Annotated in this window: 22 protein-coding genes and 7 pseudogenes; 22 read left to right on the forward strand and 7 right to left on the reverse strand. The window is 48.3% G+C overall.

Going from position 1 to position 25090, the window contains the following annotated elements:
- Window positions 1-31: 31 nt before the first annotated feature.
- Window positions 32-154, reverse strand: a complete 123-nt coding sequence (locus tag ACYF68_RS05280) for a hypothetical protein (RefSeq protein ID WP_461045631.1) — start codon at window positions 152-154, stop codon at window positions 32-34.
- A gap of 341 nt (window positions 155-495) precedes the next feature.
- Between ACYF68_RS05280 and rpmG the strand changes: the two genes are divergently transcribed.
- Both rpmG and ACYF68_RS05290 read left to right on the forward strand, forming a co-directional pair.
- Window positions 496-645 carry a 50S ribosomal protein L33 gene (gene rpmG / locus ACYF68_RS05285; RefSeq protein ID WP_344700620.1) on the forward strand — a complete coding sequence of 50 codons (150 nt, stop codon included), beginning with the start codon at window positions 496-498 and terminating at the stop codon, window positions 643-645.
- Between the two features lie 115 nt (window positions 646-760).
- Window positions 761-1633 (forward strand): bifunctional 5,10-methylenetetrahydrofolate dehydrogenase/5,10-methenyltetrahydrofolate cyclohydrolase, encoded by an 873-nt coding sequence (locus ACYF68_RS05290; protein ID WP_461045632.1) that lies wholly within the window; start codon window positions 761-763, stop codon window positions 1631-1633.
- An 85-nt stretch (window positions 1634-1718) separates the two neighbouring features.
- On the opposite strand, the gene ACYF68_RS05295 is transcribed toward ACYF68_RS05290, so the two are convergent.
- A complete protein-coding gene (locus tag ACYF68_RS05295; RefSeq protein WP_461045633.1) occupies window positions 1719-2045 on the reverse strand; it encodes a YolD-like family protein in 327 nt (108 codons plus the stop codon).
- A 139-nt stretch (window positions 2046-2184) separates the two neighbouring features.
- On the opposite strand from ACYF68_RS05295, the gene ACYF68_RS05300 reads away from it, so the two are divergent.
- Window positions 2185-3204, forward strand: coding sequence for a lactonase family protein (locus ACYF68_RS05300; RefSeq protein WP_461045634.1), 1020 nt, complete (start codon window positions 2185-2187; stop codon window positions 3202-3204).
- Window positions 3205-3492, forward strand: a complete 288-nt coding sequence (locus tag ACYF68_RS05305; RefSeq protein WP_461045635.1) for an alpha-amylase — start codon at window positions 3205-3207, stop codon at window positions 3490-3492.
- Between the two features lie 133 nt (window positions 3493-3625).
- Here the strand turns inward: ACYF68_RS05305 and ACYF68_RS05310 are convergent, their stop codons facing one another.
- The 4 genes and pseudogenes from ACYF68_RS05310 to ACYF68_RS05325 form a co-directional block, all read right to left on the reverse strand.
- Window positions 3626-3886 carry a GNAT family N-acetyltransferase gene (locus tag ACYF68_RS05310; RefSeq protein WP_461045636.1) on the reverse strand — a complete coding sequence of 87 codons (261 nt, stop codon included), beginning with the start codon at window positions 3884-3886 and terminating at the stop codon, window positions 3626-3628.
- 12 nt (window positions 3887-3898) lie between these two features.
- A pseudogene (locus ACYF68_RS05315) lies at window positions 3899-4820 on the reverse strand (manganese-dependent inorganic pyrophosphatase).
- 63 nt (window positions 4821-4883) lie between these two features.
- Window positions 4884-5435, reverse strand: coding sequence for a cysteine hydrolase family protein (locus ACYF68_RS05320; protein WP_461045637.1), 552 nt, complete (start codon window positions 5433-5435; stop codon window positions 4884-4886).
- Between the two features lie 40 nt (window positions 5436-5475).
- On the reverse strand, window positions 5476-6657 hold the full coding sequence (locus ACYF68_RS05325) for an MFS transporter (RefSeq protein WP_461045638.1): 1182 nt from the start codon (window positions 6655-6657) through the stop codon (window positions 5476-5478).
- Window positions 6658-6750: 93 nt separating this feature from the next.
- Between ACYF68_RS05325 and ACYF68_RS05330 the strand changes: the two are divergent.
- The 12 genes and pseudogenes from ACYF68_RS05330 to ACYF68_RS05385 all read left to right on the forward strand — a co-directional run bounded on the left by ACYF68_RS05330 (window position 6751) and on the right by ACYF68_RS05385 (window position 18199).
- Window positions 6751-8198 (forward strand): annotated as a pseudogene (locus ACYF68_RS05330) (nicotinate phosphoribosyltransferase).
- Between the two features lie 7 nt (window positions 8199-8205).
- Window positions 8206-9048: an ammonia-dependent NAD(+) synthetase gene (gene nadE, locus ACYF68_RS05335; protein WP_461047505.1), complete on the forward strand. Its 843-nt coding sequence runs from the start codon at window positions 8206-8208 to the stop codon at window positions 9046-9048.
- Window positions 9049-9076: 28 nt separating this feature from the next.
- On the forward strand, window positions 9077-9721 hold the full coding sequence (locus tag ACYF68_RS05340) for a DUF2179 domain-containing protein (protein ID WP_380570518.1): 645 nt from the start codon (window positions 9077-9079) through the stop codon (window positions 9719-9721).
- On the forward strand, window positions 9699-9884 hold the full coding sequence (locus ACYF68_RS05345; protein ID WP_380570517.1) for an NETI motif-containing protein: 186 nt from the start codon (window positions 9699-9701) through the stop codon (window positions 9882-9884). Before ACYF68_RS05340 ends, ACYF68_RS05345 begins: the two co-directional genes overlap by 23 nt.
- 121 nt (window positions 9885-10005) lie before the next feature.
- A pseudogene (gene purB / locus ACYF68_RS05350) lies at window positions 10006-11300 on the forward strand (adenylosuccinate lyase).
- A gap of 62 nt (window positions 11301-11362) precedes the next feature.
- Entirely contained in the window at window positions 11363-12049 is a 687-nt protein-coding gene (locus tag ACYF68_RS05355; protein WP_380570515.1) for a M15 family metallopeptidase, read from the forward strand.
- Window positions 12050-12166: 117 nt separating this feature from the next.
- Window positions 12167-12841: a heptaprenylglyceryl phosphate synthase gene (pcrB, locus tag ACYF68_RS05360; RefSeq protein ID WP_344700633.1), complete on the forward strand. Its 675-nt coding sequence runs from the start codon at window positions 12167-12169 to the stop codon at window positions 12839-12841.
- Window positions 12842-12850: 9 nt separating this feature from the next.
- Window positions 12851-15019: a DNA helicase PcrA gene (gene pcrA, locus ACYF68_RS05365; RefSeq protein ID WP_461045639.1), complete on the forward strand. Its 2169-nt coding sequence runs from the start codon at window positions 12851-12853 to the stop codon at window positions 15017-15019.
- An 8-nt stretch (window positions 15020-15027) separates the two neighbouring features.
- Window positions 15028-17002 (forward strand): annotated as a pseudogene (gene ligA / locus ACYF68_RS05370) (NAD-dependent DNA ligase LigA).
- Window positions 16999-17439, forward strand: a complete 441-nt coding sequence (locus ACYF68_RS05375; RefSeq protein WP_461045640.1) for a CamS family sex pheromone protein — start codon at window positions 16999-17001, stop codon at window positions 17437-17439. The pseudogene ligA and the gene ACYF68_RS05375 overlap by 4 nt, the downstream one beginning before the upstream one ends.
- Before the next feature lie 2 nt (window positions 17440-17441).
- Complete coding sequence (locus ACYF68_RS05380; RefSeq protein WP_461045641.1) at window positions 17442-17831, forward strand: CamS family sex pheromone protein; 390 nt, start codon at window positions 17442-17444, stop codon at window positions 17829-17831.
- A 29-nt stretch (window positions 17832-17860) separates the two neighbouring features.
- Entirely contained in the window at window positions 17861-18199 is a 339-nt protein-coding gene (locus tag ACYF68_RS05385) for a CamS family sex pheromone protein (RefSeq protein ID WP_461045643.1), read from the forward strand.
- A gap of 50 nt (window positions 18200-18249) precedes the next feature.
- On the opposite strand, the pseudogene putP reads toward ACYF68_RS05385, so the two are convergent.
- A pseudogene (putP, locus tag ACYF68_RS05390) lies at window positions 18250-19808 on the reverse strand (sodium/proline symporter PutP).
- A gap of 296 nt (window positions 19809-20104) precedes the next feature.
- Between putP and gatC the strand changes: the two are divergent.
- The 6 genes and pseudogenes from gatC (at window position 20105) to ACYF68_RS05420 (ending at window position 25078) form a co-directional block, all read left to right on the forward strand.
- A complete protein-coding gene (gatC, locus tag ACYF68_RS05395) occupies window positions 20105-20395 on the forward strand; it encodes an Asp-tRNA(Asn)/Glu-tRNA(Gln) amidotransferase subunit GatC (RefSeq protein ID WP_344700638.1) in 291 nt (96 codons plus the stop codon).
- Between the two features lie 11 nt (window positions 20396-20406).
- A pseudogene (gene gatA, locus ACYF68_RS05400) lies at window positions 20407-21877 on the forward strand (Asp-tRNA(Asn)/Glu-tRNA(Gln) amidotransferase subunit GatA).
- Window positions 21877-23307: an Asp-tRNA(Asn)/Glu-tRNA(Gln) amidotransferase subunit GatB gene (gene gatB, locus ACYF68_RS05405; protein ID WP_461045645.1), complete on the forward strand. Its 1431-nt coding sequence runs from the start codon at window positions 21877-21879 to the stop codon at window positions 23305-23307. Before gatA ends, gatB begins: the two are co-directional and overlap by 1 nt.
- A 195-nt stretch (window positions 23308-23502) precedes the next feature.
- Window positions 23503-24006 carry a GrpB family protein gene (locus tag ACYF68_RS05410; RefSeq protein WP_461045648.1) on the forward strand — a complete coding sequence of 168 codons (504 nt, stop codon included), beginning with the start codon at window positions 23503-23505 and terminating at the stop codon, window positions 24004-24006.
- Window positions 23999-24166 carry a hypothetical protein gene (locus tag ACYF68_RS05415; RefSeq protein WP_461045650.1) on the forward strand — a complete coding sequence of 56 codons (168 nt, stop codon included), beginning with the start codon at window positions 23999-24001 and terminating at the stop codon, window positions 24164-24166. The genes ACYF68_RS05410 and ACYF68_RS05415 overlap by 8 nt, the downstream gene beginning before the upstream one ends.
- Window positions 24163-25078 (forward strand): annotated as a pseudogene (locus ACYF68_RS05420) (diacylglycerol kinase). The gene ACYF68_RS05415 and the pseudogene ACYF68_RS05420 overlap by 4 nt, the downstream one beginning before the upstream one ends.
- The last annotated feature ends 12 nt before the right edge of the window (window positions 25079-25090 follow it).

Below are 25090 nucleotides of genomic sequence, written 5' to 3' on the forward strand. Positions count from 1 at the left end.
GTATCGCCCCCTATCGATTCAGTGAAACTTTTTAGGGAAAGACTGTCGTGTACACAGTCAATTCCTCTGTTTTTTCTTCATTTGCCGAATCCGTCCCACATGCACCGAGCAGCAGGAGGAGGATGGATAAAGCTGTCATCTTATAAGTTTTCATGGCATAGCCCCTCAATATAACGGAATGATTACGATTTATAATTATAGCGTATGATGCGGGACGGGCAAGCGCATTTGTCCGTTTTTTTATGTTCATCCATAAAGGTGTTGAAAAAAATTGAATAAACCTTTAAAATGGTTAAGGCGGTTCAAAAAAGGACAATACTGTCCGAATACCATCGTTTCATCCCGAATGGATGATCAACTGGCCAGTTGAAATGGAGTCCGTGATGTCTTTCAAAAAGGAACCGGGCATGGTATGACTGCAATATCAATGAAATTCGGATGTTCCTCACCTCGAGTGTGAAATGGAACAGGTAATGAGTAAAGGAGGCGTAACGAATGAGAGTAAATGTAACTTTGGCTTGTACAGACTGCGGAGACCGCAACTACATTACGACAAAGAACAAGAAAAACAATCCTGAGCGTATTGAAATGAAAAAATTCTGTCCAAGAACAAACAACTATACACTTCACCGTGAAACGAAGTAATATTAAGCCGCCCTGTTGGGCGGTTTTTTTATTTTCGCTGATCGACAGTGTCCGTTACGTGGAGCGGGGTGAAGTATGGTATATTTGATAAAAAGGCTGCAAAGGAGCATTTTCTATGACAACGATTATGGAGGGCAAGGCAGTTGCTGCACATCTTTCCGAAAAGATAAAAAAGGCGCTTAGTGAGTCTGATAAGCATGGCATCAGTCCGAAAGTGGCTTTCGTCAGGGTGGGGGAGCGGTCTGATTCGATTTCCTATGAGCGGGCGGCGCTTAAAAGGTTTGAAAAATTTTCTATTGAGACAGAACAATACCATTTCCCAGATGATGTCTCGGCCCGTTCCTTCCTCAGCAAGTTCAGGGAAATAAATGAAGATTATTCCATCAACGGCATATTGCTGCTCCAACCGCTGCCGGAACATATCGACATGAAGCGGGTCGAGGAATTGATGAATCCAATAAAGGATATCGACGGCATGACGCCATTTAATCTCGGGCAAGTAGTGACCGATGAAGAGAATCGTCTGGAACCTTGTACCCCTGCTGGGGTAATGGAGATGCTCGAGTTCTATGACATTCCTCTGAAAGGGAAGGATGTAGTCGTGGTGGGGGCAAGTGAAGTGGTTGGAAAACCATTATCGTTGCTGTTTATGAACCGTGATGCGACAGTGACGACATGTAACGCCTATACCAATGACCTGGCTGGAAAGTGCCGCCAGGCGGATATTATTGTCAGTGCTGCCGGTGTCATCAACCTGATCGGAGCAGATCACGTAAAAGAAGGGGCAGTGGTGGTCGATGTTGGCATCAATTTCAACGATGCCGGTAAAATGGTTGGGGACGTGGATTATGACGCAGTGCGCGATAAGACGTCCTACATCACGCCGGTACCAGGCGGAGTAGGGGCCATTACGACAACTGTACTCGCTTATCACCTGATGATGGCGACCGATTACCAAAAAGAGCCTGTTCTATTTTTGGAACGTTAAAAGGCCGCACCTAGGTGCGGCCTTTTAACGTTCGAGCATGGTGATGTCGAGGATGTCGATGAAAGAGATGAAGACCATCTCGTCTTCAGGGGCCAAGACGTTGGCCGATCAGCATCAGACTCCATCTATCCACCCGGAGAATCTGCAGATCGACATGAAAGCGCAGCCCATCATAATAATATTCGATGCGCACGTTGCGCTTTTCATGGATTGCCTTTTTCATGGCGCGGTCCATCTCCGCCAGGCGGTCGTCAGATAGTTCCGGGCGGCTTATCTTTGATTGCGCCTCGATCATGGCATCTACCCGTTCAAACTGTTCCGGCATGGTGGCGAACGGTGCCCACTTGATCATGCCGCGCCCTTTTGGAATATTGCTGTCTAGCTGGTCGATGGGCATTTGCCGGTAATCCATAGCGATCCCCTCTTTCCAGTAGAGTTATATATGCTATTATACGAACATATGTTCTGTTTTGCAACTGCGGATATTTTCGTTTAGCGAAAATCAGCAGGTGTGCTAATATAAAGGCAAACTGAACCTTAGGGGAATATGCATGATTGGATACATTGGCACGTATACAAAAGAGCATGGCAAGGGGATCTATCAATTTGACCTTGACCTGAAAAAAGGTGTGTTCGGGAAGATCAGGGAGGCGGCGGAAACACCGAATGCAACATATCTTGATATTCACAAAGACCGTCTGTATGCAGTTAAAAAGGGCAAGACGAAATCGGGCATCGCAACTTACGATATCAGCGATCCGAATACCGGTGACCTCAACCTAGTAGAGGACTGTCTCAGAGAAGGGGCTTCCGGGTGTCATCTGACATTGACATCAGACCAGAATTATCTTGTCGATGCGGTATATCTATCTGGAGAAATCCGTCTGTACCGCGTCGATGAGCGTGGCGTGGTGACAGAACGACTGGATGTTTTCCAGATTGAGGGAGACGGCCCCCATGAACGTCAGGATAGTCCGCACTCCCACTTTGTCGTCGAGACTCCCGACCGAAAATATATTGCAGCAGTCGATCTTGGTGCAGATAAGATTGTTACGCTTGAAATCAGAGACGACCGACTTGTTAAAGTGGCAGAATCAAATGTGGCAGCAGCCAGTGGCCCGAGACACTTGGTGTTCGACAACAATGGCCGCTATGCCTATATCTTTACCGAACTATCGAATGAAGTGATTGTAGCTGCCTATGAAGACGGGAAATTTTCCCCACTAAAGACATATTCGGCACTCCCGGAATCTTTCAGCGGACATTCACAGGGGGCGGCAATACGGAAACATCCAAACGGAAAGTTCATTTATGTTTCAAATAGAGGACATGACAGTATCGCTGTGTTTGAGATCATATCTGATGGTGAGGAACTGAAACGCATCCAGATCGAATCGACCAACGGAGACTGGCCGCGGGACTTCAATATTACCCCTGACGGCAATTTCCTTGTGTGCGCCCATGAACGCTCTCATAATGTAGTATTATTCAAGATAACTGAAGCAGGCACAATCGTGCGTCAAGAGGGTGAATTAGAGGCTCCGGAAGGCGTTTTTGTAGGATTTTTATAGATGAATAAAAAATTTTTATGGCCTTTTCTGCTTCTGCTTTTGATTCTGCTGCTGTTCTTGCCGCTTGCTGATCGGACCAGTGGCTCAGAACGCGTCATCATCGACCATAATAAAAGACAGCTGGTGCATCCGGCCTGTTTCGATCAGGCAGATCTGACGAATTACATCGATGAAGTTTCCTATTCCAGGGCGACAGAGGACCTTGGCTACAAGATCAAGGACGAGTGCTCGATGGAACGGCTCGAGAAGGGCAGAGAGAGTGTAATAAGTAAAATATTAAATGAATGACCATATTTACTATTCAGAATATTTGTGATATTATTTGTTCATACCATTTTTTCCATTCTTTTCAACTATTTGATTTTGAAATTACCTTTCAAAACAAAGGACCCGCCACTTTTGTGGCGGGTCCTTTGTTTATCTACATCCTTATGTCATCATACTCTGAACCGCGTATGGCGTGCGGTACATACGGACATGTCGGCTTGATTTTCTTATTGTTTTCACGGGCCATTGCGACAATTTCATCGACGAGGTCTTTTGCAAGGCCTCTGTTGCGTTGCTCCGGTACTGTATAGGTACCGGTTACATCGTAATAGTCTTCTTCATCTGTATAGATCAGTTCTGCGATGGACTGGCCGTCTTCTTCAATATAGAGTTTACCCGGTTCTTTTTTCATCATTTTATCATCCTCCTAGGATAATGCTTTTGTGATTTGTGGCACCACTTGCTTCTTGCGGGATACTACGCCTTCCAGAACGGCCGAGTTTTCATCCAATGCAACATCGAATGCTTTTTCGATGGAACTTGAATTCTCCCCAAGGGCAAGTATCTTCGAGTTGGAGTTGATGATGTCAGTGACGACGAGGACGAACAGACCATAGCCCTCTGACTCGATCTGAGCTCTATCGCGTCTTCAAGTTCTGCTTTTCTCTCGAACACTTCATCGACATCGACGACGTTCACTTGGGCGATACGCGTCGTGCTTCCTCCCATATCGAAGGATTTTGCGTCTCCGGTAATCAATTCCTCAGCTGACTTATCGCTTGTTGAAGCACCCGCTTTCAGCATTGCCAGGCCGAAGGATTCGATATCGACATCGGCAATCTTCTGGAGTGCTTCCGCTGCCGCTTCATCTTCTTTCGTCGTTGTAGGAGATTTGAATAGCAACGTATCGGAGATGATGGCCGACAACATGAGCCCGGCCATTTCCCTGGAGATCTCCAGACCGTTTTCCTCATATACTTTCTTCAATATCGTTGCAGTGCACCCAACCGGTTCTGCGCGGTAGTAGAGCGGCCCTTCCGTGTGGAAGTTCGAAATTCTGTGGTGATCGAAAACCTTTACTATTTCAGCTGACTCGATGTTTTCTGCAGATTGCTGGAATTCATTGTGGTCGACCAATATAACAGGGCTACCTGCTTCAAGTGCCTCCAGATACTCTGGGTCGATACGCCGAATTCGTCGAGTGCGTATTGTGTTTCAGGATTCACTTCGCCAAGCCGGTAGCTTTTCGCATCATTGCCGAGCCTGGATTCAATATCCGCTGCGACGATGGCAGAAGTGATCGTATCTGTGTCTGGATTTTGATGACCGAATATCTTCGTTTGAGTCATGATTACATTCTCCTTTAGATTATGTTCTACTATTCCCATTTTATCACCGGACCATGCATTCAGCTAGCGTTCTATTGTGGCACCGAGTGTATTTTTGAAGTGGTCGAGTGCGTAGCGGTGACCTTCCGGATTGAAGGAGGCCACACATGATTCCGGCACAATGATGCCATAGCCATGGTTGTAGGCATCAACTGCCGTGTGCATGATGCAGATGTCTGTGACCAGGCCGGTCAGCGTCACAGTGGAGATGCCCCTTTCCTGAAGCAGCTGATCCAGAGGTGTGCCGGCAAATGCACTGTAGCGGCGTTTATCGAGGAAGAATACGTTGGCATCTCCCTTGATGTCCTCATATACCTCGAGGACAGCGCCGTAGAGGTCGCGTCCCGGCGTGCCTTCTATATTGTGCGGCGGGAACAGCTGGGATTCTGGATGGTGCACATCTTCTTCATAGTGGAGGTCCATCATAAAGAAGATGGAGGTTCCTTCGCCGTGTGCTTCCCTGATTTTTTCGGCGATGGCCCCTTGGATGGCGCCTCCCGCTTCCCCTGCTGTCAATTTACCGTCGGGCGCGGCGAAATCATAAGAGTAGTCGATGACCAATAATGCATTTTTCAATTTCATTTCCTCCTTTATTTTGTCGTGTGTAGTGCTGTCTTTATTGTGCCACATTAGGGCGTTTGTATCTAAATAATATATCCATCATCAGGACCAGGGTGATTGCTGCTGCAAAGAAGATGAAGTAGAAGGATCCTCCACTGGCACTGATGACCGCGCCTCCAATGACCGGTCCGATGATGCTGCCGAGGCTGAACATGATGCCGGCCATCAGGTTGCCTGCCGGCAAGTTGTACTTGGGTGTGATGTCAGTCATGTAGCTGATGCCGAGCGAATACATGGAACCTACGGCGACGCCCGCCAGGATGAACAGTATAAGCAGCATGACAAAGGAAGTATTGAACGCTTCCATAGCCAAAAAGAGCAGGATGCCCGTGGCGAGCAGAATGGGCATCAGACGCCGGCGGCCGATGCGGTCGCCAAGTATGCCGATCGGCACCTGGAGCAGTATGGCACCGAAGCTGAAGGCCGGGAGTATCCAGGTGATGGCCGACAGGCTGAAGCCATTGCGGATGGCGAATACCGGGAAGTTGCTGTTCAAGGATGCTTCGAACACTCCAAACAGCATCGGGAACAAAAAGGCGATCCAACTTGTGGCGAGCACATTTTTGAAATTGCGGAATGTATTGAAGACAGTGATTGGGACCCCGGAGTCGATCGGTTTTGCACCTGATGCGTCCCTCAGCAGAAAAATGAGTGGCCAGCCGATCATGGTCAACAGACCCGAGACGATGAACGGGAGTGGCTCCCATACCGTAACAAGCTCACTGATTTTAGGCCCGATCATGAAACCAAAAGAAAAGAACAGGCCGTAGAATGCGACGATGCGGCCGAGTTTATGTTGCGGCGTCGTCTGGGTAAGCCACGTCTGGGTGCTGAAGTGCAGCACATTATCCCCGATCCCGACGAGAAGACGCAGCAGGAACCACAGCCAGATGGTTTCAAGCACCGGAAACAGCAGAAGGGAGAGCCCGACTGTGATGCCACCGGTGATGATCATCGGTTTGAACCCATATTTCCTAAGAGGTGCTTCGATGAAAAGGGATGAGATCAGGACACCTATGTAAAGTCCTGAAGCGTGGAGGCCATTGAGCGTGGCATTCACTTCCTGCTGTTCGAATATGAAAGAAATAAGCGGCAGCAGCATGCCTTGCGAAAACCCCGATATTGCAACGATGAATGAAAGTACGATGAAGCGCATCTTGAAACTATCCAATTTCATGTGATCCCTCCAGTCATTTCTGTTTGTATGGAAGTCAGATGTGCTAAAATGAGTATAACTGATTTTCAGCACTTCATGGGGGGACGAGACAAAATGTATCAACACGAAGATGACAGTTTCATGCTGCACACCGATCTATATCAAATCAACATGGGCAAGACCTATTTGGAGCAAGGGCTTGAGGACCGTACAGCGGTGTTCGACCTGTATTTCCGGAATATGCCATTTGACAATGGCTATGCGGTCTTTGCCGGACTGCAGCGCATCATCAATTTCCTGAGCAACCTGAAATTTACAGAAAGTGACATCGATTATCTGCGCACCATCGGCTATGAGGAGACTTTCCTCGACTACCTCAAAGATCTGAGGTTCACCGGCAAGGTGCGTGCTGTCGAGGAGGGGAGGTCGTCTTCAGCAACATGCCGCTCGTGCAGGTTGAAGCGCCCATCATAGAGGCTCAGCTTGTCGAAACCGCATTGCTCAATATCGTCAATTTCCAGACGCTCATCGCCACAAAGGCGAGCCGCATGCGCCAAGTCGTGCCGAATGACACGCTGATGGAATTCGGTACACGCCGAGCCCATGAGTTCGATGCGGCCCTATGGGGGGCGCGGGCGGCCGTCATAGGCGGCTTTGATGCCACGAGTAATGTCCGCGCAGCGAAGCTGTTTGGACTGGAGGCGAGCGGCACGCATGCGCATTCCATGATACAGGCCTATGGCGACGATTATGAAGCGTTCAAGGCATATGCAGAAACCCATAAAAACTGCGTCTTCCTCGTGGACACGTTTGATACGTTGAAGTCCGGCGTGCCAAATGCCATCCGTGTGGCGAAGGAGTACGGCGATAAGATCAATTTCATCGGCATCCGACTGGATTCCGGGGATATCGCCTATTTATCAAAAGAAGCCCGTAAGATGCTGGATGAAGCAGGTTTGACGGAAGCCAAGATCATCGTTTCGAACGACCTGGATGAAATGACGATCCTGTCACTGTTATCCCAAGGCGCAAAAGTAGATGGTTGGGGCATAGGCACCAAACTGATAACAGCCTTCGACCAGCCGGCACTCGGAGCAGTCTATAAGCTTGTGGCGGTTGAAAATGAGGCAGGCGAACTCGAAAACAGGATAAAAATTTCAGGGAACCCCGAAAAAGTGACGACGCCCGGCAAGAAGAACGTCTACAGGATCATCAACCGCAATACCGGCATGTCAGAAGGTGAATACATCACCCATTTCGGGGAAGAGATGAAAGAAGATCCGCTGCTGATGTTCCACCCGATCCATACGATGAAGCGCAAGCTGATCCGGTCATATGAGGCGGTGGAACTGATGAGGGATATATTTGTCGACGGGGAATGCGTGTACGAGCAGGAAACGATCGATGAGATCAAAGCCCGGCACGCCGCAAGCCTCGAAGTGTTGTGGGAGGAATATCAACGCTTCTTGAATCCGGAGGAGTATCCGGTCGACTTGTCGAAGGAATTGTGGCAGATAAAACAGGATCTTATAGAAGAAGCAAGCAATAAAAAATTGGAATAAGGAAGTGATGCAAGTGTTGCAGCAGGAAATAATGGAGAAACTTCATGCCAAACCCCAAATAGAACCTGAAAGTGAAGCGCGTGAGATCATTGATTTCATTAAGGAGTATGCGCTGAAGCACCCGTTCATCAAGTCGTTCGTGCTCGGCATCTCAGGCGGCCAGGACTCCACCTTGCTCGGCAGGTTGGCTCAGATGGCCACAGATGAGCTGAATACGGAACGTGAAGGGAAGTATGCCTTCCACGCATTGCGCCTGCCCTATGGAAAGCAGAACGATGAACAGGATGCCATCGATGCACTAAATTTCATCCAGCCAACCTACAGGGCGACAATCGATATAAAACCTGCCGTTGATGCGAGCATCGCCGCCCTGTATGAGGCAGGTTACGAGTTGAGTGATTTCGTCGAAGGCAACGAAAAGGCGAGGGAACGCATGAAGGTCCAGTACGCTGTCGCCGCTAAAACAGGCGGTGTGGTACTTGGCGCCGACCATGCGGCTGAAGCCATAACCGGCTTCTATACAAAGTATGGTGACGGGGCAGCGGATCTGATGCCACTCTATGGCCTGAACAAACGCCAGGGCAAGCAGATCATGAAATACCTGGGTGCCCCGGACCACCTTGTCAATAAAGTGCCGACAGCAGACTTGGAGGATGACCAGCCGATGATCGGGGATGAAGAGGCGCTCGGCGTCACCTATGATGCGATTGATGATTTCCTCGAAGGACGCGAGGTCTCCCCAGAGGACTACAGGACCATCACCGGGTGGTATAAACGGACGCAACATAAACGCGATCTCCCGTATCATAGATATAGCCGACCTGCCTATGACCAGGCGGACACCAATTAAAAAACTCAGATCAGAAAGGTAGAATGGAATGATTGCAACGATATCTGAAAACCCCTGGCTGATGGTGCTGGTCATATTCGTCATCAACATCATCTATGTCAGCTTCCTGACGATGCGGACGATTGCGACCTTGAAAGGCTACCGCTATACCGCAGCAAGCTTCAGCATCATGGAGACATTGGTCTATGTCATCGGTCTCGGCCTCGTACTTGAGAATCTTGACCAATTCCAGAATGTCATCGCCTATGCCCTCGGTTTCGGGGCAGGGATCCTTGTCGGACTCAAGATAGAGGAAAAACTGGCACTTGGCTATTTGGTCGTAAATGTCATTACAGCTGAAAAAGACAAGGATCTGCCGACCAACATACGGGACCTGGGTTACGGGGTGACCCACGGCTATCAATACGGCCGCGACGGCCAACGTACGACGATGCAGATATTGACACCGCGCAAATACGAACGGAAACTGATTGCGACCATAAAGGAACTCGATGAAAAGGCGTTCATCATCGCCTATGAACCGAAGAACATCAATGGTGGTTTCTGGACCAAAGGGGTCAGACGTAAACGTCTGAAGAACTACGAACCTGAAAATGTAGAAGAAGTGTTGGAAGAAATCTACGAAGAAAAGGAACTGGAAGATGACAGGGATGCCAAAAAAGAAGAAATTTAGAGTAGAGCGCGATGAATCACCGGCTGATTGCCTGGCGCGCATGCGGGAGGCGGGCTATACTCCTGTCCGCCGCATGGAACAGCCAGTCTTCATCGAGCGGGGAGGCCGACGTGTGGTCGACCATCAGGAGATTGTATTTGAAGGTAAAAGGATTGAAGAATAGACGGGTAAAATGATTTACCCGTCTATTTTTTCGAACGTTTTTAAATTATATATATAAAACGTTCGTTTTATGAGATGTTTTGTTATAATGAGATAGAAATAAATCTAAGGAGTGTTTATATATGATCTCCCGTTATTCGCGAGAAGAGATGTCAAATATCTGGACAGAAGAAAACCGTTTTGAGGCATGGCTTGAAGTTGAGATACTGGCTTCAGAGGCATGGGCGGAGCTCGGTTACATACCAAAGTCGGAAGTACAGGAAATCAGAAAGAATGCAAAGATCGATGTGGAGCGCATCAAAGAAATAGAGATGGAAACACGCCATGATGTCGTCGCATTTACACGTCAAGTATCGGAAACGCTTGGAGAAGAACGCAAGTGGGTACACTATGGCCTGACTTCGACGGATGTGGTCGACACGGCACAGAGTTACCTCATCAAGCAGGCGAACGAGATTATAGAAAAAGATCTTGAAGCTTTCATCGAAGTGCTTGGGGAAAAGGCAAAAGCGCATAAGACGACCTTGATGATGGGACGTACACATGGGTCCATGCAGAACCGACGACATTCGGCATCAAAATGGCCCTATGGTATATGGAAATGAAGCGTAATCTCGAGCGCTTCAAAAATGTCCGCAAAGAAGTGGAAGTCGGCAAGATGAGCGGGGCGGTGGGCACGTTCGCCAACATACCGCCTGAAGTAGAGAGCTATGTATGTGAACACCTCGGGCTCGGGACAGCTGAAGTCTCTACCCAGACGCTGCAGCGCGATCGTCATGCCTACTATATTGCGACGCTTGGATTGATTGCGACGTCCATCGAGAAGTTTGCGGTAGAGATCCGCGGCTTGCAGAAGACGGAAACACGCGAAGTCGAAGAAGCATTCGCCAAAGGCCAAAAGGGGTCAAGCGCCATGCCGCATAAGCGTAATCCGATCGGCAGCGAGAACGTGACTGGATTGTCCAGGGTGCTCCGCGGCTACATCACCACCGCCTATGAAAACGTACCGCTCTGGCATGAACGTGACATCTCCCATTCATCTGCTGAGCGCATCATGATGCCGGACGTCACCATCGCACTCGACTACATGCTCGGGCGTTTCACGAACATCGTCCGCAACCTGACTGTGTTTGAAGATAACATGAAAGCGAACATCGACAAGACCTTCGGCCTGGTCTACTCCCAGCGCGTCATGCTTACGCTGATCGATAAAGGGCTTGTACGTGAAGAAGCGTATGATCTGGTGCAGCCGAAAGCAATGGAATCATGGGAGACGAAAGTGCCGTTCCGTGAACTTGTCGAAAAGGACGAACGCATCCAGGAATTGTTGTCACCAGAAGAAATCGAGGACTGCTTCGATGAAACACATCACTTAAAACGCGTTGACATCATCTTCAAGAGGGCAGGTTTGGAATAAGCGTGCATTGGATGCCTGAAATATGATAATCTGAAACCAAAAGGGAACAAGGGAGCTTTTCGATGGGTAGATTATTGAAGTTTATGGTGCTGTTTCTGCTGGTTCTACAGGCAGCCGCCTGCGGCAGAGGATTGGAAGAGGCTGAGACTCGACCGCACGAGACTTTCGAGCGCGCCTACGATCCGGCTGAAATCGGTAAGCTTCAAGCAGTGCCGGATATAGCAGTGGTGGACGGCCTGACCTATGTGGACGGCATACTTATTGCCAACAAAGAATATGCCCTGCCTGAAGACTACAATCCTGGACTGCAGCCGGAAGTGATCGAATCCTATAAGCAGATGTTCCGCGACGGGGCTGAGGAAGGGCTTGATTTCATCATGGTCAGCGGATTCAGATCCTACGATTATCAAGTCGGCCTATACAATAGATATGTGGCAAGGGAAGGCAAGGAAGCGGCCGACCGCTACAGTGCCCGGCCGGGGCACTCGGAACATCAGACCGGCCTGACGATAGATGTGGGTTCGGCGGAGAGCACTGCGAACCTGAAGACGGAATTTGGGGAAACGCCCGAATATAAATGGATGAAAGATGTAGCCCACGAGTACGGCTTCATCGTCCGCTACCCTGAAGGGAAGGAAGATATTACAGGGTATATGTACGAACCATGGCATCTGCGCTATGTCGGAGATGAAGCGGAAGCGATATACGAAAGCGGGCTGTCCCTTGAAGAATATCTTGGCATCGACTAGAATGACCTGGGCCCTTAGGCCCAGGCCTTTTTATTCGCAGCTTCTGAAATCGTCCATATAGCAGGCCAGGAGGCCCGTAAAAATGCTATAATATGTATATGAATTTTGATGGGGGTTTTGTATATGATGGAAGAGTGCAGGCATGTATTTAAACTGGATCCGGCTGAAGAAATCGGGGATGAGGCACTGGCCCGCATCTGTGAATCCAATACAGACGCGATAATCATCGGCGGGACAGATAACATCACTGAAGACAACGTACTCAATCTTATGGCACGTGTCAGGCGGTTTGCAGTGCCACTGGCGCTTGAAGTCACCTCACCTGAGGCAGTCATACCGGGATTTGACCACTATTTCATTCCAGCGGTATTCAATACTTGGGACATCAAGTGGCAGCATGGCATCATGCTGGATGCATTGGCGGACTATGGGCATCTGCTCGATTATGATGAAGTCTCCCTGCTGCCGTACCTCATCATGAACCCCGACAGCAAAGCGTTCAAGAAAGCACAGGGCAGGGAAATTACGGATGAGATGTTGCCCCATTACATCAACATGCTGGATAAACTATATCAAGTACCCTACATATATATCGAGTACAGCGGCATGTACGGAGACCCTGAACTGATGAAGCGCGTGCGTGAACATACAACCCGTTCCCACATAATATATGGCGGCGGGATATCGACTAGGGGACAGGCAGAGGAAATGGCGGAGCATGCCGATACAATCGTCGTCGGCAACGTCATATACGATAGTGTGAAGAAAGCATTAAAGACAATCATAAAATAAATTGGAGTTTTGGATATGGATCTCAGCTTGATGAACAAGGAACAGAAAAAAGCAATAAAGACTACAGAGGGCCCGCTTCTGATCATGGCCGGGGCAGGAAGCGGCAAGACGCGCGTCCTGACGCACCGCATCGCCTATCTGCTCGGCGAGAAGGAAGTGCCGTCACGCAACATCCTTGCGATCACTTTTACGAATAAGGCAGCGCGCGAAATGAAGGAGCGGGTGGCAGCCCTTGTCGGCGGTGGGGCGGCGAGCATGTGGATATCAACCTTCCACTCCATGTGTGTCCGCATACTAAGGAGCAACATCAACTACATCGGATATGAAAACAGCTTCTCGATCCTGGATCCGACAGATCAGAAATCGGTGATTAAAGATATCCTGAAGCGGCGCAATCTGGATGTCAAGCAGCACAACCCGAGAAACATCATCGGCTACATATCAGACAAGAAGAACCAACTCATCAAACCGGACCAGGCAATCAGTGAAGCGGCATCCTATCCGGATACCCTCTACAGTGAAATGTACAGCGACTATCAGCGCATCCTCTACCGCAACAGTGCACTTGATTTTGATGACCTGATAATGCTGACGATAGAACTATTCGATAAGGAACCGAAAGTGCTTGAACATTACCAGAATCGTTTCCAATATATACACGTGGATGAGTATCAGGATACAAACCACGCACAATACCGGCTCATCAGCCAACTGGCGGAAAAATACCGCAATATATGCGTCGTCGGCGATTCCGATCAGTCGATCTATAAATTCCGCGGGGCAGATATTTCAAACATCCTCAACTTTGAGGATGATTACCCGGAAGCGACCGTCATAACGCTCGAGCAGAACTACCGCTCAAGCAAGAACATACTGGATGCCGCGAACGCGGTCATAGAAAACAATACAGAACGAAAACCAAAGGCACTGCGTACCGCCAGGGACGGCGGGCCGAAACTGCAGCTCATGGTGTCGGATTCGGAGCGTGGTGAGGCGGAAACGATCATCGGCAACATCCAATCACTCTCCGGGGAGCATTCCTACAGCGATATGGCCGTGCTGTACCGGACCAACGCACAATCACGCGCCATAGAGGATGCCTTGGTCAAATCGAACATCCCCTACAAGATGGTGGGCGGGATGAAGTTCTACGATCGTAAGGAAATCAAAGATCTTATGAGTTATCTGAAGGTAATATTGAATCCGAATGATGATATCAGCTTCGAGCGTATCGTCAATACGCCAAAGCGTGGTCTTGGTCCGAAGACGATCGATAAGTTGAAGGCCCATGGCCAGAACACGGGCATCAGTATATTTGAAGCGATCAAGGAATCCGATTTCATCGGCATACCGAAGACAGCGGTCGTCAAACTCATGGGTCTTGTCGATCTGCTGGAAAGCCTGAAGCACAAATCACGGTTCCTGACGATTACGGAGCTTGTGGACGAAGTCTTAAAGCATAGTGGCTACAGGAAGATGCTCGAAGGGGAGAAGTCAATTGAGGCGACAAGCCGGCTTGAGAATCTTGAAGAGTTCAAGACGGTCACCATGGAGTTCGATCGGGACAATGAAATATCCGACGAATTGCTCTTTACTTTCCTGAGTGATATGGCGCTTGTATCGGATCAGGACAGCGTGGAGGATGACTCGGGTGTGACGCTTATGACGATGCACGCCTCAAAAGGTCTGGAATTCAAAGTCGTCTTCGTAGTCGGGCTGGAAGAAGGCATATTCCCATCAAGGCGGGTGGCCTATGATGATAGGGAACTCGAAGAGGAGCGGAGGCTTATGTATGTGGCATTGACCCGGGCCGAAGACCGGCTGTTCCTCTCACGCGCCAACAGCCGGATGATCTTCGGCAAGACGGAGTCGAATATCCAGAGCCGTTTCCTCTCTGAAATACCGGAGACGCTTGTGGAGGGAAATGAAGCTGTTGGGGGTTCTGCTTCTGGTGGCATGAAGAAAAGAAGCGGGAAGCCTAAAAGGAGCCGCGTGCTCACAAACAACAGCGGCGTCACTTTTTCGATTGGGGATAAAGTGGAACATAAAAAATTCGGTGACGGCATCATCTCCGGCATCAAAGGTGAAGGGGATAGCCAGGAGCTTGACATCGTGTTTACGAAAGCGGGAGTCAAACGTCTGCTCGCCAACTTTGCACCGATAGAGAAGAAGGAGTAGGTTGATTCATGGAAGAAAAAATTAAAGCACTGCAGGATAAGCTCAACCGCTATAACTATGAATACCACGTTCTGGATGCCCCTTCTGTTCCGGACAGTGAATATGACAAACTGCTGCATGAGCTCATTGAACTTGAGACGGCGCATCCTGAATTCAAAACGGATACCTCACCGACGGTAAGGGTCGGCGGCGCCGTACTCGACCGTTTCAGGAAAGTCCAGCATGATACGCCAATGCTAAGCTTGGGCAATGCTTTCGATGAAGATAGCCTGCGCGCTTTCGATAAAAGGGTCAAGGAGGCTGTAGGGGGAGTCGAATATATGTGCGAACTGAAGATCGACGGCCTGGCCGTATCCCTGAAGTATGAAAATGGCAGGTTCGTCCAGGGCGCAACGCGCGGAGACGGGACGGTCGGTGAGGATATCACGGCCAACCTCAAAACGATTCGTGCGATCCCCCTGGAACTGACGTCACCGTTATCCTTTGAAGTGCGCGGCGAAGCCTATATGCCCAAGCCAGCTTTTGAAAAATTGAATGAAGCACGTGAAGCGAAAGGAGAAGCCCTTTTCCAGAATCCAAGGAATGCGGCGGCCGGTTCATTGCGGCAGCTCGACCCGAAACTTGCAGGCAAACGGAATTTGTCGATTTTCCTCTATAGTGTAAATGATTTGAGTGGGCTTTCGGCAAAGACCCAGGATGAGGCGCTGAAGCGGCTCGATGAGGAAGGGTTCAAAACAAACCGCGAACGTCGCCTTGTCGATGATATCGAAGGGGTCCTCGATTATGTGGCGTACTGGTCGAACCGGCGCAATGATCTTGACTATGATATAGACGGCATAGTGATTAAGGTCAACGCACTAAATGCACAGGAACAGCTTGGGTTCACCGCGAAATCACCGCGCTGGGCAATCGCCTATAAATTTCCTGCTGAAGAGGTCGTGACAGATCTACTCGACATCGAGCTGACCGTCGGCCGTACCGGTGCGATCACACCGACTGCGATCTTGAAGCCGGTGAAAGTGGCGGGGACGACCGTCGCCCGTGCCTCACTCCATAACCATGAACTCATCGAAGAGAAGGACATCCGGATCAACGATAAAGTGATCATAAGAAAGGCAGGGGACATCATCCCGGAAGTCGTGCGGCCGATACTGGAGGAACGTACAGACCAGGAAGTCTATAAAGCACCGACAGAATGTCCGGGGTGTGGCCATGAAACAGTCAAGCTGGAAGATGAGGTGGCGATCCGCTGCATCAACCCTGGGTGTCCGGCACAGCTTGTTGAAGGAATGATCCATTTTGTCTCCCGTACTGCCATGAATATCGACGGACTTGGAGAGAAGGTCGTCAAACAGCTGTTTGATGCCGGTTTGATCAATGATGTTGGAGATATCTATGCCCTCACCCGTGAAGACCTGCTTCCTCTAGAGCGCATGGGGAGAAAAAGACTACGAATTTGCTGGATGCGATTGAAGCATCCAAATCCAATCCGCTCAGAAAGCTACTCGTCGGGCTTGGCATACGGTTTGTTGGGGCAAAGGCTTCAGAGCTCATCGCACAGGAATTCGGTACGATGGATGAAATCATGGCGCAGCCGAAAGAGCGCCTTGTCGAGGTTCCAGAAATCGGTGAAAAGATTGCAGATTCGATAGTGACCTATACCCATCATCCGGATTTTCAGGCACTGGTCGATAAACTGAAGCACTACTCCGTGAATATGACGGAAGAAGTGCAGGAAGCAGCGAGCAATGCATTTGAAGGCATGACCTTCGTCCTGACCGGTAAACTCGAGCAGTTGACCCGAAATGAAGCCAAAGCACTCATTGAGGATGCTGGAGGCAAGGTGACAGGCAGCGTCTCCCAAAAAACGGATGTGGTTGTCGCCGGAGAAGAAGCGGGAGCAAACTTGAAACAGCACAATCGCTTGGTGTAAGCGTCTGGGACGAAACGGAATTTTTAGAGAAAACGGGGCGGCAGTCATGATGAAGAAGAATCTTTTTGCCATTTTGGCCTTGTCGCTTATACTCACGGCATGTGGGAGCGAAGAAGAGGTTTCAGAGAATGAAAAGGAACGTAAATCAGAAGAAGTCAATACCGCGCCTGTCGAAAAACAGGAAGAAACCGTGACTGAAGGGGCTTCGGACACGGCCCATTACCGGACTGTAATTCCCTATGAGATATCCCCGACAAGAGGACTGACGAGTTCCAATATGCCATCTTCCTATGACGTCGAAACATTTGAAAAAGGATTGTTCGAGCTGAGCAAGGATGTTTTCCCGACGGAAGAATATGCATTCCGGGAAGGCCAGATATTTACAGAAGAAATGGTGAAGGGTTATCTCGGCCGGCGCTATACGCAAGACGAGATAGCGGCGATGAGCGAAGAGGAAAAATCCAGAATAATGCATTCAGCAACCTAGGGTTGAATCCCTCTGCAGAAGGCGAGACAGACCCGGAAACCATTGCACAAAAAGCACCAATCTACCTGTCACACATATTGGAACAGAATTATATGAGTGGGGAAGGCGATGAACTGGCTCTAAACGGCATGACCATCGGGCTTGCAATGAACAGCGAATACCATTACCAGAAAGAAACACATGGGCAGGTGTTCACTGAAGAGTTGGATAAGGCGACCGTCCAGCAGCAGGGCGAAAAGATGGCTGCAGAAATCCTTGAGAGAATCCGGGCGAATGAGGACTACAAGGAGCTGGAAATTGTCTTTGCGATCTTCATACAATCAAAGGAAGATTCAATCACCCCTGGAAACTTCGTATCCACAGGCACGGCGGCACCAGGGGAAGATAAATAGGGGACTTCAAGGAAGTCGATGAAAAATATATGCTGTTGCCTTCCGGTGAAGCCAGTGCCATCAGCGAAGAGGTCAACAGTGACTATAAAAACTTCAACCGCAAACTCGAGTCTTATTTTGACAGTTTCACAACTTCTATCGGCGAAGGGTATTTCAAAGATGGGAAGGTTGAACATATTTCCATTGAAATTCCACTCGACTACAGCAGCCGGGGAGAAGTGATCGGACTGACCCAATATGTAAGTGCACTCGTAGAAGAGCATTTCAGGGATATAGAAGTGGAGATTTCGATTAAAGACAAGAGTAAGGCATATGCACTGATTACAAAAAATGCAGAAAACACCGTAGAAGTCCATATATATGAATAAAAAGATCCTCAGTCCAGAAAGGACTGAGGATCTTTAATGATATATCCTGTTTATCTGTTGTTTTTCAGGATATCGGTTGTTTCGTCGAATTCGGCTTCCATTTCCTTCGTTATACCAGTGCCTCTAGTCATTTTACTTACTATGACGGCGGCAAGTGTAGATACGATGACGCCAGGTATGATTTCATAAAGGCCTGTACCGAAGGTGTCTGCTGCAATCCAGATGATGACGGTCGCAGCCCCTGCAATGATGGAAGATACAGCGCCGGAACGCGTGAGACCTTTCCAATGGAGGGATAGGACGACTAGTGGTCCAAATGCAGCACCGAATCCGGCCCATGCGTTAGCTACGATGTTGAGGATTACGGATTCGTCATCCCATGCGATGATGATCGCTACGACTGCAACGAGGATGACAGATAGACGTCCCAGTAGGACGAAGTGCTGATCCAGCTCTTCTTTCGTCTTAGATTCGTTCGATAGCGTCTTTCTTCTCATTATCTTATAGAAGTCTTGGACAAGCGAGCTCGAAGTGACCAGCAGTTGCGACGAAATGGTGCTCATGATCGCCGCCAATATGGCTGCCAGGAAGAAACCACCGATAAGAGGGTGGAACAGCACTTGGCTCATCAGTATCAGAATGGTCTCGGGATCGGATACAGAGTTTGCTGTAGCGTCGGTGAACGCAATACCGAGCAGACCTGTTATAGTTGCCCAAGTAGCGAGATGCCCATCCAGATGATGCCGATGCGACGTGCCCTAGGCACTATCTTGTGTGACTTGATGGACATGAAGCGCACAATGATGTGCGGTTGGCCGAAGTATCCAAAGCCCCAAGCGAGGTTACTCAGAATGGTTATGAGTGAGACGCCACCGACAAATGACAAGTAGTTGATGTCAGCTGCGTTGCCAAGCTCCTCGATTTTGACAAATGGTTCGACGCCCTGACCCGTCAAATTCAGCCAAGCGACGATCGGAATCAGGAATATTGCGATAAACATGATCGTCCCCTGGAAGAAGTCGGTCAGACTGACTGCCAGGTAGCCACCGAAGAATGTGTAGATGACGACAACGCCGGCTGTAACGAACAGCCCCCAGTGGTAAGGAACGTTGAAGGCGCTCTCGAAGAGTTTACCTCCGGATACCATTCCACTTGCTGTATAGACTGCAAAGAATATTACAATGACGACGCCTGAAACGATTTTCAGTATGTGTTGGTCGTCCTTAAAACGGTTTTCAAAAAAGTCCGGAAGTGTAATGGAATCATTGGATACCTCAGAATAGACGCGGAGCCGTGGTGCGACCACCCAATAGTTGATATAGGCCCCTATGGTCAGACCGATGGCGATCCAAAGACTGGAAAGCCCGACGCTGTACATGCTGCCAGGCAGCCCCATCAGCATCCATCCGCTCATATCGGATGCCCCTGCCGACAATGCAGTTACCCAAGGGCCGATATTACGGCCACCAAGCATGTAACCGCTAAGATCGGATGTCGATTGCTTGTATGCATAGAATCCGATAATGATGAGGATCAAGAAGTAGAGACCCATCATTATGTACTCCTGCAATCCAGCTGTAAACGTGAATTGTGCTGAATTCAGTATCATATTTTATCTCCTCCCCTTTGATACGATACAAAACCTAAAACGCCATTGCAAACCGTTTTCATGGATTTCCAATCCAAAACAAAGCAAAAACCTTGACGCTATAGGCCTGTAGCAAGTATAAAATTACACAGTTTTATTATACTACAAAGAAGATTCATTAAAAGGAAAATTTAGAAAATAAAGAAAACTATTTTACACTTTTAGGGTCAAATCACCATAAATGTTGATTGAATGGATTTCTACAATGATTTTTGTTAAAATTTAAATGTTGTTTATAAAGAAATGGAGGGAACATAATGTCCGAAATAAATGTGGATACAGTAAAACACGTTGCGAATCTCGCACGTATCGAAATGCAGGATGAAAAAGCTGCAGAAGCCCTCACGGAGGAATTGAGTAAAATCGTCGACTACGCCCATCTCCTTGATGAAGTGGATCTGAGTTCGGCGGAACCGATGTTCCACGCTTTGGACTTGACGAATATATTGCGCGAAGACGTTGCAGGAGAGCCTTTGTCCCAGGAAGAAGCGATGCGCAACGCAAAATCAGTTGAAGATGGCCAATTTAAAGTGCCAAAAATGTTGTAAGGAGGGCTAAAGTGAATATACATGAATTGACGGTTGAAGAACTGTATGAAAAAATCCAAGCCAAGGAAATCAAACCTTCTGAAGTTGTGAAGGCATTGTTCGACAGAATCGAAGCTTCCGATGACACAATCGGCTCTTTTTTATTTGTAAACAAAGAAGCGGCAATGCAGCAAGCTGAAAAACTGGATCAGCTGCAGCAGGAAGATAAGATGACAGGGGCACTTTTCGGGGTGCCGATGGGCATTAAAGACAATATCTGTACAAAAGATATATTGACCACATGTGCAAGCCGTATGCTTGAAGACTTCAACCCGGTCTATGATGCGACAGTCATGGAAAAGTTGAATGAAGATAATGCGGTACTCATGGGAAAACAGAATATGGATGAGTTCGCGATGGGGGGTCCACTGAGAATTCCTACTTCAAAATTACACGCAATCCATGGGACCAAAAGGCAGTGCCTGGTGGCTCATCAGGCGGTTCGGCCGCTGCTGTGGCAGCAGGTTTCGTACCGTTCTCCCTAGGGTCTGATACGGGTGGTTCCGTCAGGCAGCCAGCCGCATTCTGTGGTGTCGTCGGCATGAAGCCAACTTACGGACGGGTGTCCCGTTACGGCTTGGTAGCGTTCGCCTCTTCACTCGATCAGATTGGACCCATCACAAGAAATGTGCGCGACAATGCAAAGATACTGGGCACATTTCAGGTTCCCATACAAAAGATGCGACGAGTGCGCCGAGTATGGATAATGATTTCCTGGAAGGTATAGACAAGGATATCAGCGGCATGAAGATTGCAGTGCCGAAGGAATTCATGGAGAGTGTCGATTCCGAGGTTTCAGATTCTGTGAAGAAAGCGGTGGAAACGTTCAAATCCATGGGCGCGACTGTTGAAGAAGTGTCCATTCCGCATACGAAATATGTAGTCAGTGCATACTATCTTATTGCTTCAAGTGAAGCGAGTTCAAACTTGGCGCGTTTTGATGGTATCCGATATGGCTACAAGGCTGAAGGTGCCGAAACGTTGGAAGAGCACTATAAGAAAACCCGTGCAGAAGGCTTCGGAGATGAAGTCAAAAGACGTATCCTGCTCGGTACATTCGTATTGAGCTCCGGGCATTATGATCAGCATTATATCCGTGCCCAGAAACTAAGGAGCATCATAGAAGATGAAATGAAGGGCATATTCAAAGAATATGATCTGATCATTGGACCTACAACACCGACTGCAGCGTATGACCTCGGGGAGAAGGCGGATAATCAGCTGAAGATGTATAAAGATGACATCTTGACTGTTCCCGCCAATCTTACAGGAATGCCTGCCCTGTCGATTCCGTCTGGTCTCGCCAGCTCCGGCCGTCCTATCGGCCTCCAGCTCATCGGGGATCATTTTGATGAAAAGAAAATATATAATGCAGCATATAAATTCGAGACGCAGTACAATCTCCATGAAGAATTGAAACAGCTGCAGATGGAGGTGCAATAATGCATTTTGAAACAGTCATCGGACTTGAAGTCCACGTAGAGCTCAAAACGAATACGAAGATGTTCTCAGATGCACCAGCGCATTTCGGCGCTGAACCCAACACCAACTTGAGCGTCATCGACCTGGCCTACCCGGGCACGCTGCCTGTGCCGAACAAGCAGGCTGTTGATTTCGGCATGAAAGCAGCGATGGCACTCAACATGGATATTGCGGATGTCACAAAATTCGACCGGAAGAACTATTTTTATCCGGATAACCCGAAGGCTTATCAGATTTCCCAGTTCGACAAGCCAATTGGTGAAAATGGGTGGATAGACATAGAAGTCGGCGGGGAAACCCGGCGTATCGGCATCACGCGTCTCCACCTGGAGGAAGATGCCGGCAAGTCGACCCATAAGGACGATCATTCCCTGGTAGACCTCAACCGTCAAGGAACACCGCTCGTTGAAATCGTTTCCGAACCGGACATCAGGACCCCAGAGGAAGCTTATGCCTACCTTGAAAAACTGAAGGCCATCATCCAATATACAGGGGTTTCCGACTGCAAAATGGAGGAAGGATCGCTCAGATGTGATGCCAACCTCTCGCTTCGCCCATACGGACAGGAAGCGTTCGGTACCAAGACAGAGCTCAAGAACTTGAACTCTTTCAGCTTTGTCAGAAAAGGGCTGGAATTTGAAGAGAAACGTCAAGAAAAGGTTTTGATGAAAGGCGGAGAAATCGCTCAGGAGACGCGCCGTTTTGATGAGAAGACAGGAGAGACCCTACTTATGCGCGTAAAAGAGGGATCAGATGATTATAGATACTTCCCTGAACCCGATCTGGTGCAGATTCGCATCGACCAGGAGTGGAAGGATGAAATCAAGGCGCAGATTCCACTTCTGCCGGACGCGCTTAAAGAGAAGTACGTTGAAGAATATGGCCTGCCGGCATACGATGCGCATGTACTCACCCTGAAAAAAGAAACATCGGATTTCTTTAATGCAATGGTGGAAACCCATGGGTCGGATGTCAAACAGGCATCCAATTGGCTGATGGGAGGCGTCAACGAATACCTCAACAAACAGCAGATGGAATTGTCCGAAACCAAACTGACTCCTGAGAACCTATCAGGTATGATCAAATTGATTGAAGAAGGCACCATTTCAAGTAAACAGGCTAAAAAAGTATTCAATGTGCTTGTCGAAAAGGGTGGAGATGCCAGAAAAGTCGTTAAAGACCTTGGCATGGAACAGATTTCAGACCCTGAAATACTTGGTGATATGGTAACCGCTGTACTCGATCAGAATCCACAATCGATAGAAGATTATAAGAACGGCAAGGATCGGGCAACCGGTTTCCTCATCGGACAGATCATGAAGCAGTCAAAAGGACAGGCGAATCCGCAAAAGGTCAATGATATACTTCTTGAAGAAATCAATAAGAGATAAAAGTCGACAGCGCTCGAGTGGCCGATCCACTCGGGCGTTTTTTTGACTGTGGCACCCTACAAAATGGATGCCTTTGATTCGTCTATGCATTGTAGGACTCATATATGGTATTCTGTTATATATATTAAAAATTTAGTCATTAGATTGATGAGTGATGAATGATATTATGAATGACATATTTAGGAATGATCATAAATGGAGAAAAACAATGATTATATTAAAATAACAGAGCATTATGTGGAGGCTTCGCTCCGGATACTCAACTATTTGAGGTCGAGTGTCAAAGAGATCCATCACATCGGTTCGACGAGCGACGTGTTTATGGACATGACTGGCGACATTGATGTGCTCGTTCTGCTGAAAAATGGGAAAGGGTACGCGTTGGCTGAGGCGATTGCTGAAGAAGGCTTCACGCCCGTACGCAACCTTCCTGAGATTTTTTCTGAAGAAGTCGTACTTGAACATGACAATGGTGATCGTAAGGTGAAGTTTATCCTAATGCATCACGCATCCGAGAAGAAAGATGCGATCCTTCGTTGCAAAAAGATGATCGGAGAGGACAAGATGCATAGAAGACGATTCAAGCAATTAAAGAAAGCATTGAACAACCACGAAATCACTGACACAGAATATGAACGGGAGAAAGCGTTGCTATTTAATGACATACTGAATGGGCAAGAGGAATTGGATAATGTATAAAACGCTATTCATCGGCAACTGCATCCTGATCCTACTGATGATCCTTGTATCCACGACCGGTAATATTGGGCTCACACGGGTGCTGCAGGTCATCGTTTTCATACTCAGCGTCTATCTATTTTATGGCTACACTAAAAGTAGCAATGGGAGGAGAAAATGAAAACAGCCAGAATCATATATAACCCGACCTCAGGCAGGGAAATATTCAAAAAATCATTGTCTGAAGTCTTGGAACGGTTCGAAGTCAACGGCTACATAACAAGTACGCATGCCACAACACAGGCTGGAGATGCGACTCTCGCAGCGCGGAAAGCATGTGAAATGAATTTTGATCTCATTATTGCAGCGGGAGGCGATGGGACTGTCAATGAAGTGGTGAACGGGATGGCCGAATTCGATCAGCGTCCGGCACTTGGCATCATTCCCATGGGTACAGTCAATGACTTTGCCAACGCGCTCCATATCCCCGCAGATCTGATGGAAGCTGTCGATACCATCATCCATGGGCAGGGGGCACGCATTGATATAGGACTGATGAACAGCAAATACTTCATCAATATTGCAGGCGGCGGCAAAATCACTGAAGTGTCCTACGAGGCGCCGAGTAAATTGAAGGCCATCATCGGGCCGCTTGCCTACTATGTAAAAGGGATTGAGATGCTGCCCAGATCAGAAGCAGTAACGTCAGGATCGAATACGACGATAATGTATTCGAAGGCAAGGTCATGCTGTTTCTTTTAGGATTGACGAATTCGATCGGTGGTTTCGATAAACTTGTGGCTGATGCAAAATTGAATGATGGGAAATTCACCCTCATTATAGTCGAAGAAGCAAGTTTGACTGAGATCGGACATATCATGACACTTGCAACAAGGGGGAACACCTCAAACATCCTAAAGTCCACCTGTTCAAAGCTGAAGAAATCGACATTTCCTCATTTGAGGAAGTGCAGCTCAACTTGGACGGTGAATTCGGAGGGATCCTGCCTGCGCATTTCACCAATCTGAAGCAGCATCTTGAGATCAGGGTGTCTGAAGCATTTTATCTGGAGAATATTGCAGAAACCGAATAAGTCTCTGCTCTA

The organism is Salinicoccus sp. CNSTN-B1, assembly GCF_054792835.1.